Annotated in this window: 3 protein-coding genes; 1 reads left to right on the top strand and 2 read right to left on the bottom strand. The window is 75.3% G+C overall.

Annotated features, from left to right (window positions below; all coding sequences use genetic code 11):
- Both AB0O82_RS11375 and sbnA read right to left on the bottom strand, forming a co-directional pair.
- Positions 1-1,914: condensation domain-containing protein (locus AB0O82_RS11375; RefSeq protein WP_363582484.1), on the bottom strand; the 1,914-nt coding region annotated here is incomplete at its 3' end.
- A gap of 103 nt (positions 1,915-2,017) precedes the next feature.
- Positions 2,018-3,055, bottom strand: a complete 1,038-nt coding sequence (sbnA, locus tag AB0O82_RS11370; RefSeq protein WP_363582482.1) for a 2,3-diaminopropionate biosynthesis protein SbnA — start codon at positions 3,053-3,055, stop codon at positions 2,018-2,020.
- Between the two features lie 221 nt (positions 3,056-3,276).
- Here sbnA and AB0O82_RS11365 point away from each other — a divergent pair, with 221 nt between their 5' ends.
- Positions 3,277-10,446 (top strand): amino acid adenylation domain-containing protein, encoded by a 7,170-nt coding sequence (locus AB0O82_RS11365; RefSeq protein WP_363582480.1) that lies wholly within the window; start codon positions 3,277-3,279, stop codon positions 10,444-10,446.
- Positions 10,447-10,523: the final 77 nt, after the last annotated feature.

Here is a 10,523-nt window from a genome sequence, read left to right as displayed (position 1 = left end):
GGCCCAGAGGTGGTTCATCATGCCGGAGCGCTGGACCATCGCGCCCTTGGGCTTGCCGGTGGAGCCGGAGGTGAACATCACGTACGCCAGGTCCAATTCACCTCCGACAGAGGTGAGTTCGGCGCCGCTGCTGGAGTCGGACGGGTCGGTCAGCGGCAGGGCGGTGGCCGCCCCGGCGGTGAGCTCGGCGGCCTGCGCCTCGTACCCGGCGCCGACCAGCAGGTGGCGGGCGCCGCCGTCCTCCAGCAGCCCGGTGTTGCGGGCGGCCGGGGCGGCCGGGTCGAGCGGCAGGTAGGCGCCGCCGGCGGCCTGGACGGCCAGCACGCCGGTGACGAAGGGGACGCCGGGCTCGGCGAACATCGCGACCACCGAACCGGTGCCGACCCCGGAGGCGGTCAGCCGGGCGGCCAGGCCCGCCGCGCGGGCGACCAGTTCGCGGTAGTCGATCCGCTCGGCGCCGTCGGCCACGGCCACCGCGTCGGGCGTACCGGCCGCGACGGCGCGGACCCGCTCGACCAGGCCCTGGTCGGCGGCGGTGGCCGGATCCCAGGCGCCGAGCAGCCCGAGCGGTTCGCCGGTCGCGCCCAGGCCCACCTGGCCGAGCGGACGGTCCGCGGGCATGGTGGCGAGGGCGCCGAGGAAGGTCTCGAACCGGGCGAGGTGGGTGGCGAGTTCGGCCGGCTCGTACAGCTCGGGGTTGCCGTCGAGGTGGATCTCGACGGTGCCGTCGTCCGCGTTCAGGACCGTCATGATCAGGTCCTTGACGATGCCGGTGGACAGGTTGACCACGACCCCGCGGCAGTCGCCGAAGGCCAGTTCGGGGTCCTGGTTGAGCACGTTGATGAACGGGCCGAAGGCGCGCTGGTCGTCGATCCGCAGGCCGATGTCGCGGCGGACCCTGTCCCCGCGGTAGCGCTGGTGCTTCAGCGTGCCGGCGACCTCGACCCAGGCCGCGCGCAGCAGTTCGGTGCGGGTCATCTCCGGGCGCACCCGGACGGCCAGCGGCAGGTAGTTGGCGAGCATGCCGGGGATCTCGCGGCTGACCGCGCCGACCCGGCCGGTGACCGGCAGGGTGAGCAGCGGCGCCGGGACCCCGGTGACGCGCTGGGTGTAGGCGGCCATCGCGGCGACCATCAGGACCGGCATGGTGACCTTGCCGTCCTGGGCGAGGGCGTGCAGCGCGGCCGTGGTCGCGGGGGAGAGCCGGGCGGTCTCGCGCAGCGCGACCCGGCCGGGGGCCGGCTCCTGCTCGGAGAGCGAGACCAGCTCGGGCACCGCGCCGTGCCGGTCGGAGGTGAGGCGGTCCGTCCAGTAGGCGCGGTCCTTCTCGACCATCGACGAGTCGAGGTACTTGCGCTCGGCGTCCAGCAGCCGGTGGAAGGCCGGCATGGCGTCGGCGTCCAGCTCGGCCGGGCCCTCGCCGGCGGCCAGCCGGGTGTAGGCGCTGGACAGCTTGGGGTAGAGCAGCGAGCGGCTGAAGCCGTCCGCGAGGATGTGGTGCATGCACAGGTAGAGCAGGTGGTGCTCCGGGGCCAGCTTGATCAGCGCGCCGCGGAACAGCGGGAAGTCGGTGACCTTCATCGGGTCGGCGTGGTCGGCCCGCATCCACCGCTCGGCGGCCTCCGACGGCTCCGCCTCGCCGCTGAAGTCCAGCGTCTTGAGCGGGAGCTGGGCGAGCGGGCGGATGATCTGGCCGGGGGCGCCGTCCTCCTCGACGAACTGCACCCGCAGTCCCTCGGCCTCGTGGCCGAGGCGTTGCAGCGCCCGTCCGAGCAGCTCGGCGTCGAGCGGTCCGCGCAGATCGATGTAGTCCGCCATGTTGTAGGCCAGCGGCCCGGCGGCGAACTGCTCGTCGAACCAGATCTCGGCCTGTGCCGCGGTGAGCGGAAGGACAGCGTTCCGGTTTGTCGTCACTGCTTTGCTCTCCGTCATTCTCAGCCTCAGCCCCGCCTTGAAAACTCTCGACCCTCTGACCCCGCAGGCCCCGGCCCCGCAGGCCCCGACCCCGCCGGTCCGGTCAGCCGGACACCGTCTGGAGCCCGGCGGCGACGCCCGCCCCGAGGCCCCGGTGCTCGACCCCGGGCAGCAGGCCCTCCGGGCCGACCGAACCGCGCACCCACTCGTCGTGGTAGATGGTGTCCATGTAGCGCTCGCCCAGGTCCGGCGAGATGGTCACGGCGGTCACCCGCTCGCGCACGCCGCCCGCGCCGTCGCCGTAGTGCTCGTTCAGCCAGCGCAGCGCGCCGCTGACGGCCGTCCCGGTGGAGCCGCCGAACAGGAAGCCGCCGCGCATCAGTTCGCGGCAGGTCCGGACGGTGTCGGTCTCCTCGACGTGGACCGCCCGCTCCACCAGCGACTCGTCCAGCAGCGCGGGCCGCACGCTGGTGCCCAGGCCCGGGATGTGCCGGGTGGCCGGCGGGGCGCCGAAGGTGACCGAGCCGACGCTGTCGACCGGGACGACCCGCACCGAGGGGCGCCGCTCGCGGAAGTACCGGGCGCAGCCCATCAGCGTGCCGGTCGTGCCCGCGCCGATGAACAGCACGTTCAGGTCCGGGAACTGGCGGGCGATGGCCGGCGCGGTGGTCCGGTAGTGCGCCATCCAGTTGCCCGGGCTCAGGTACTGGTTGAGCCAGACCCGCTTCTCGTCGGCGGCGAGCAGCGCCTTGACGTGGCGGATCCGCGCACCGAGGAAGCCCTCGGTCTCGTGCGGCTCGGTGATCAGGTGCACCTCGGCGCCGTACGACTCCATGGTGCGGCGGGTGACCTCGTTGCAACGAGAGTCGGTGACGCAGATGAACTTGTAGCCGCGGCTGGCGGCGAGCACGCTCAGGGCGACGCCCATGTTCCCGGACGAGGATTCCACCAGGGTCGAGCCGGGGCCGAGGACGCCCGCCGCCTCGGCCTGCGCGACCATTTCCCGGGCCGCTTTCAGCTTGATGGACCCGGCGAAGTTGAACCCTTCGACTTTCAGGAAGAGACGGTGCCCGAAGAACGGCTGCAGATTCACGAAGAGGTCGCTGACCTCGAATTCGTGCGACGCGGAAATGACCGGCACTGGAGACTCCTGGCCTTCGGTAACGAATTAGCCTCGGCGGCAAGCCTCCCGCCGGGCGCTGACGAGGGGCTGACGGACTGCTGACGGGGTCGGCGACCAGGGTTTCGGACCCGCCCGGAGGCGCGCGTCAGCCGTCCGTCAGTTGCCGGTCAGTTGCTCGTCAGCGCCATCGGAAAGCGTTTGTTATTCCGCACTTGCAGGCCTTCCACGAGGAGCCCGGTTTGAATCGGCCGTCCGCCATCAGTGAAGTCCTTCCGCTCTCGCCGCTGCAACAGGGACTGCTCTTTCTCTCGGAGTACGACCGTGAGGGGACGGACGTCTACACCATTCAGCTGGTCCTCGACCTGGACGAGCTGACCGACGCCGATGCCGCCGCGCTGCGCACCGCGGCGGGCCTGCTCCTGGAACGGCACCCCAACCTGAAGGCCTGCTTCCGGCACCGCAGGAACGGCGAGGCGATCCAGGTGATCCCCACGTCGGTCGAACTGCCGTGGCGCGAGGTCGCGGTGGCGGTCGGCGCGGCCGGGCCGGAGGCGGAGTTCGACCGGCTCGCCGAGGAGGACCGGCTGCGCCGCTTCGACCTCGCCCGCCCGCCGCTCCAGCGGCTCACCCTGGCCCGCGCCGAGGGCGGGCGCTGCCGGCTGGTCTGGACCGTCCACCACATCCTGGTGGACGGCTGGTCGATGGTCTCGCTGATCGGCGAACTCGCCGCGCTCGCCGAGGAGCTGAAGGCCGGCGGCGCCCCCGCCAGGCAGCCGCAGGCCGGCGCGGCCCGCTACCAGGCGCACCTGGCCTGGCTGGGCGCGCAGGACAAGGAGGCCGCCCGGCAGGCCTGGACCGCCGCCCTGGCCGGGGTCGTCGACCCGACCCGGCTGGTGCCGGCCGGCCGCGACCGGGCCGCCGGCGCGGCCGCGCTGCCGCAGGCCGTCCCGCTGGAGCTGACCCCCGAGGTCTCCGCCGCGCTGACCGGCTTCGCCCGCTCGCGCGGCCTGACCGTCAACGCGGTGGTGCAGGGCTGCTGGGCGCTGCTGCTGTCCCGGCTGACCGGCCAGGACACCGTGCTGTTCGGCGCGGTCACCTCCGGCCGGCCGGCCGAGGTCCCGGACGTCGAGCGGATGGTGGGCCTGTTCGCCAACACGCTCCCGGTCCGGGTGGACGTCGACCCGGCCCGCACCCCGGCCGAGCTCTTCGCCGACGTGCAGCGGTCGCAGACCGCGCTGCTGGCGCACGAGCACCTGACCCTGGCGGAGGTCCAGCAGCTCACCGCCGTGCGCGGCGAACTCTTCGACACCGCCCTGATGTTCCAGAACTACCCGATGGGCGGCCTGCCGCTGGTCACCGGCACCGGCCCCCGGGTGACCGGCGCCGACGTCCGCTCCGCCACCCACTTCCCGGTCACCCTCACGGTCTTCCCCGGCACCCCGTTCGGCCTGGCCGTCAACCACGTGCCCGCGCTGGTCACCCGGGCCGAGGCCGAACTGGTCGGGCGGCGCTTCGCCCGGCTGCTGGCCGCCGCCGTCGCCCGGCCCGACGAGCCGTGCGGCCGGCTGGACGTCCTGGACGAGGCCGAGCGCGCCGAGATCACCGAGGCCCGCAACGCCACCGGGGCGCCGCTGCCCGGCGACTGGCTGGCCCCGCTGCTGGCCGCCCGGGCCGCCCGCACCCCGGACGCGCCCGCCGTGCGCTGCGGCGAGGAGCGCCTGACCTACCGCGAACTGCACGCCCGCGCCGACGCGCTGGCGCACGCCCTGCACGCCGCCGGGGCCGGCCCGGAGCAGGTGGTGGCGATCGCGCTGGACCGCTCCTGCGACCTGGTGGTGGCCGCCCTGGCCGTCCTCAAGTCCGGCGCGGCCTACCTGCCGCTGGACCCGGACTACCCGGCCGACCGGCTGCGCTACATGCTCGCCGACGCCGCCCCGGTGGTCACCCTCACCCACCGCCGGGTGCGCGAACTCCTCGCCGCCGAAGCCGCCGTAGCCGCCGAAGGCGAGATGAGCACCGGCGAGCTGTGGGTGCTGGACGGCCCGGACGCCGCGACCGGTGCGCCCGGGCAGCGCGTACCGGGCACGGCCCCGCGCGCCGACCACCCCGCGTACGTGATCTACACCTCGGGCTCCACCGGCCGCCCCAAGGGAGTCGTGGTGCCGCACCGGGCGCTGGTCAACCTGGTCGAGGACATGGTCGCCCGCTTCGAAGTGACCACCGAGGACCGCTTCCTCGCCGTCACCACCTTCGGCTTCGACATCGCCAACCTGGAGCTGTTCGTCCCGCTCGCCGCCGGCGCCGAACTGCTGGTCGCCGACCGCGAGACGGTCCGCGACCCGGCCGCCCTGGCGGACGCCGTCACCGGCCTGGACGCCACCCTGCTACAGGCCACCCCTAGCCTCTGGCAGTCGCTCGCCGCCGACCACGCCCCCCGGCTGGCCGGCCTGCGCGCCCTGGTCGGCGGCGAGGCGCTGCCCGAGCCGCTGGCCCGCACCCTCACCGCGCACTGCGCGTCCGTGACCAACGTGTACGGCCCGACCGAGACCACCATCTGGTCCACCGCCGCGCCGCTGACCGCCGCCGAGGCCGGGCCGCCGCCGATCGGCGGCCCGATCGCCAACACCCGGGTGTACGTCCTGGACGGCGCGCTGCGCCCCGTCCCCGACGGCACCTTCGGCGACCTCTACCTCGCCGGCACCGGCCTGGCCCGCGGCTACCTGGGCCGCCCCGGCCTGAGCGCCGAGCGCTTCGTCGCCGACCCGTACGGCCCGAGCGGCGCGCGGATGTACCGCACCGGCGACATCGTCCGCTGGGACGCCGCCGGCACCGCCCTGGAGTACGCGGGGCGCAGCGACCACCAGGTGAAGATCCGTGGCTACCGCATCGAGCTCGGCGAGATCGAGTCCGTGCTCGCGGCGCAGCCCGGAGTGACGCGGGCCGTCGTCACGGCCCGCACCGACCGGGCGGGGGACGCCCGCCTGGTCGCCTATGTCGTACCGGCAGGGATCGACCGCGACCGCTTGCGGGAGCGGGCGTCATCGGTGCTGCCCACGCACATGATCCCTGCCGTGTACGTTCCCCTGGACGACCTGCCGCTGACCCCCAACGGCAAGGTCGACCGCAAGGCCCTGCCCGCCCCGCCGGACGAGCGGGCGGGCACCGGACGCGAGCCCGCGGGGGAGCGCGAGGAACTGCTCTGCGCGGTCTTCGCGGAGGCCCTCGGGCTCGACCGGGTCGGCGCCGACGACGACTTCTTCGAACTCGGCGGCCACTCGCTGTCCGCGACCAGGGTCGCCAACCGGCTGCGTGCCGCGCTCGGCGTGGACGTCCCGGTGCGGACCCTGTTCGACGCCCGGACGGCCGAGGCGCTGGCCCGCGCCCTCGACCCGGACGCGGCGGCGGTCGCCGAGGCGGCGGAGCCGGCCCCCCGGCGCCCCGCGCTGCGCGCCGTCCCGAACCGGCCGTCCTCGGTGCCGCTCTCGCACGCCCAGGAGCGGCTCTGGTTCCTGGACAAGATGGACGGGCCCACCGGCAGCTACAACATCCCGCTGGCGGTCCGCCTCACCGGCCCGCTGGACGCCGCCGCGCTGGCCGCCGCCGTCCGGGACGTGGTGGCCCGGCACGAGAGCCTGCGCACCGTCTTCGCCGAGGCCGACGGGCTGCCGTCGCAACTGGTGCTCTCCGCCGAGGAGGCGGAGCGGGCCGGCGCCCCGCTGGTCGTCGTGGACCTCTCCGGGGCGGCGCCGGGCGCGCTGGAGGCGGCGCTGGCCGCCGAGGCCGTCCACCCCTTCGAGCTGTCCGCCCAGGTGCCGCTGCGGGCCCGGCTGTTCACCCTCGGCCGGGACAGCCACGCGCTGGCCCTGACGGTGCACCACATCGCCGCCGACGGCTGGTCGCTCGGCCCGCTCGCCCGCGACCTCTCCGACGCCTACCGGGCCCGGCTGGACGGCGCCGGGCCGCGCTGGGCGCCGCTGCCGGTGCAGTACGCCGACCACGCGCTCTGGCAGCGCGAACTGCTCGGCTCCAAGGACGACCCGGACAGCCTGGCCAGCGCCGAACTCGCGCACTGGCGCGAGGCGCTGGCGGGCATCCCGGAGGAGCTGGACCTGCCCACCGACTTCCCCCGCCCGGCCCGCGCCGGGCACCGCGGCGCCGAGGTCGAGTGCACGGTGCCCGCCGAGACCCACGCCCGGCTCGCCGAACTCGCCCGGCGCGGCGGCGCGAGCCTGTTCATGGCCGTCCAGGCGGGCCTGGCCGCACTGCTCACCCGGCTGGGCGCGGGCACCGACATCCCGCTCGGCAGCCCGGTGGCCGGGCGCACCGACGACGCGGTCCGCGACCTGGTCGGCTTCTTCGTCAACACCGTGGTGCTGCGCACCGACACCTCGGGCGACCCGGCGTTCACCGCCCTGCTCGGGCGGGTCCGGGAGACCGACCTGACCGCCTACGGGCACGCCGAACTGCCCTTCGAGCACCTGGTGGAGGAGCTCAACCCGGTCCGCTCGATGGGCCGGCAGCCGCTCTTCCAGGTGATCCTGGCCTTCGAGAACAGTTCCGACCCGCTGCCCGAGATGCCCGGCCTGAGCGCCGAGGTGCTGCCGATCGGCAGCACGACGGCCAAGTTCGACCTGTCCTTCCAGGTGCTGGAGCGGACCGGTCCGGACGGCGCCCCGGCCGGTCTGGACATCCGCCTGGAGTACCGCGAGGACCTGTTCACCGGGGCGACGGCGGCCCGCCTCGCCCGGGCCCTGGCCACCCTGCTCGACTCCGCAGCCCGCACCCCCGACGCGCCGCTCAGCGCCCTCGACCTGCTCACCGCCGAGGAGCGCCGCGTCCTGCTGGAGGAGTGGGCCGGCCCGACCGCCCCGTTCACCCCGGTCACCCTGACCGCCCTGTTCGAGGGCCTGGCGGCCGCCGACCCGGACCACCCCGCGCTGATCGGCCCGGACGGCGTGCCGGCCGGCCCGGCGACGATGCGGCTGTCCTACGCGGCGCTCAACGAGCGGGCCAACCGGCTCGCCCACCTGCTGCTGGAGCGCGGGGTCGGGCCGGGCGACGTGGTCGCGCTGGCGATGCCGCGCTCCGCGCCGCTGGTGGTCGCGCTGCTGGCGGTGCTCAAGACCGGCGCCGCCTACCTGCCGGTCGACCCGCAGTACCCGGCCGAGCGGATCGCCTACATGCTCGACGACGCGGCGCCCGCCCAGGTGCTGACCGTCGAGGCGGTCGCCGACCGGATCCCGGGGCTGCCCGAGGGTGTCGTCCCGCTGGTCCTGGACTCCCTGCGCACCCGGTCCGACCTGACCGGCCGGCCCGACCGCAACCCCGTCGACGCCGACCGCACCCGGCCGCTCCTCCCGCAGGACGTCGCCTACGTGATCTACACCTCGGGCTCCACCGGCCGCCCCAAGGGCGTCGCGGTGCCGCACCTGGGGGCGGCCAACCTGGCCGCCAACCACCAGGCGCGGATGGGCGCGGGGCCGGACACCCGGGTGCTCCAGTTCGCCTCGTTCAGCTTCGACGCCACCGTCTGGGAGCTCGGCGTCTCGCTGTACTCGGGCGGCACCCTGGTGGTCGCCACCGACGAGAGCCGGGTCTCCGGCGAGGTGCTGGGCGCGCTGCTCGCCGAGCACCAGGTCAACCACGTGGTGCTGCCGCCCACCGTGGTGGCCGGCCTGCCCGAGGACGTGGTGCTGCCCGAGGGCCTGCACCTGCTGGTCGGCGGCGAGGCCTGCTCGGCCGCGCTGGTCGACCGGTTCGCCCCGCTGACCGAGTTCCGCAACGCCTACGGCCCGACCGAGGCCTCGGTCTGCGCCACCTGGAGCGACCCGCTGCGCGCCGGCGGCGGCCGCCCGCCGATCGGCCGCCCGCTGGACAACCACCGGCTGTACGTCCTGGACGACGCCCTCGCGCCCGCGCCGGTCGGCGTCACCGGCGAGCTGTACATCGCCGGCACCGGCCTGGCGCACGGCTACCTGCGCCGCCCGGTCACCACCGCCGAGCGCTTCGTCGCCGACCCGTACGGTCCGGCCGGCACCCGGATGTACCGCACCGGCGACCTGGCCCGCTGGCGGGCCGACGGCACGCTCGACTACGTCGGCCGGGTGGACCACCAGGTGAAGCTGCGCGGCTTCCGGATCGAGCTCGGCGAGATCGAGGCCGCGCTGGTGCGCCACCCGGTGGTCGTGCAGGCCGCGGTGCAGGTCGCGCCCTCGCCCACCGGCGTGCCCCAGCTGACCGGGTACGTGGTGCCGCTGCCCGGCGTCGCCGCCGTCGACGTGCCGGTGCTGCGCGCGTTCGTCGCCGAGTCGCTGCCCGCGCACATGGTGCCCGCGGCGCTGGTGACGCTGTCCGCGCTGCCGCTGACCGCGAACGGCAAGCTCGACACCCGCGCCCTGCCGGCGCCCGGTGCCGCGCCCGCCGCCGCGCAGACCCCGGTGCGGCGCCCGGGCACGCCGGCCGAGGAGGTCATCGCCGGGGTCTTCGGCGAGATCCTCGGCCTCGACCAGGTCGGCGCCGACGGGGACTTCTTCGACCTCGGCGGCGACAGCCTGCGCTCGGTGCAGATCGTCAGCCGGGCCGCGAAGGCCGGGCTCACGCTCTCGCTGGCCGACGTCTTCACCCACAAGACGGTGGCGGCCCTCGCCGCCGCCGCCCGGCCCGCCACCTCGCAGCGGCTCCCCGCGACGGTGCTGGAGCCGGTGCTGCCGATCCGGCCGGGCGGCACCGCCGAGCCGCTGTTCTGCGTGCACGGCGGGGTCGGCTTCGGCCTGCCGTACGCGGAGCTGGCCCCGCACCTCGACCCGGCCCGGCCGGTGTACGCGCTGCAGTCCGACGGCGTCGCCGCGCCCGAGGGGGAGTGGGAACGGCCGCAGGGCGTACGGGAGCTGGCGGCCACGTACCTGGCGAGGATCCGCCGGGTGCAGCCGCACGGCCCGTACCACCTGCTGGGCTGGTCCTTCGGCGGGTTGGTCGCGCACGAGATGGCGGTGCAGCTCCAGGCGGCGGGCGAGCGGGTGGCCTTCCTGGCGGCGTTGGACGTCTTCCCGGTGCTGCCGGGCGACCACAACCCGACCGACGAGGAGATCCGCGGGGCCTTCCTCGCCCACCACGCCACCGGGGCGGGCATCGACGACGGGGAGCTGCGCCGGCTGATGGCGGTGATGCGCCACCACACGGACATCGCCCGGGAGTTCACCCCCGGCCGGTTCGACGGCTCGCTGCTGCTGTTCGCCGCTGCCGACGAGGTGCAGGGCGCCCCCGCCGCCGAGCTCGCCGACCGCTGGCGCGCGCACCTGACCGGCGCGCTGACGGTGTACGACGTCGCCTGCGGCCACGAGGAGATGCTCGGCCGGGAGGCGGCCGGCCGGATCGGCGCGGTGGCCGACGCCGCGCTGCGCCGGTCCTGAACGACCGGACGGCCGGGCCCGGAATCCGGGCCCGGCCGTCACGGGGCCGCCGGCGGCGCCCCAGGAGGGGAGCCGCC

This window comes from Kitasatospora sp. NPDC088264 (assembly GCF_040685715.1).
Taxonomy (GTDB): domain Bacteria; phylum Actinomycetota; class Actinomycetes; order Streptomycetales; family Streptomycetaceae; genus Kitasatospora.
Note: the sequence above shows the minus strand (reverse complement) of the source record. Positions and strands in the feature narration are given on the sequence as shown.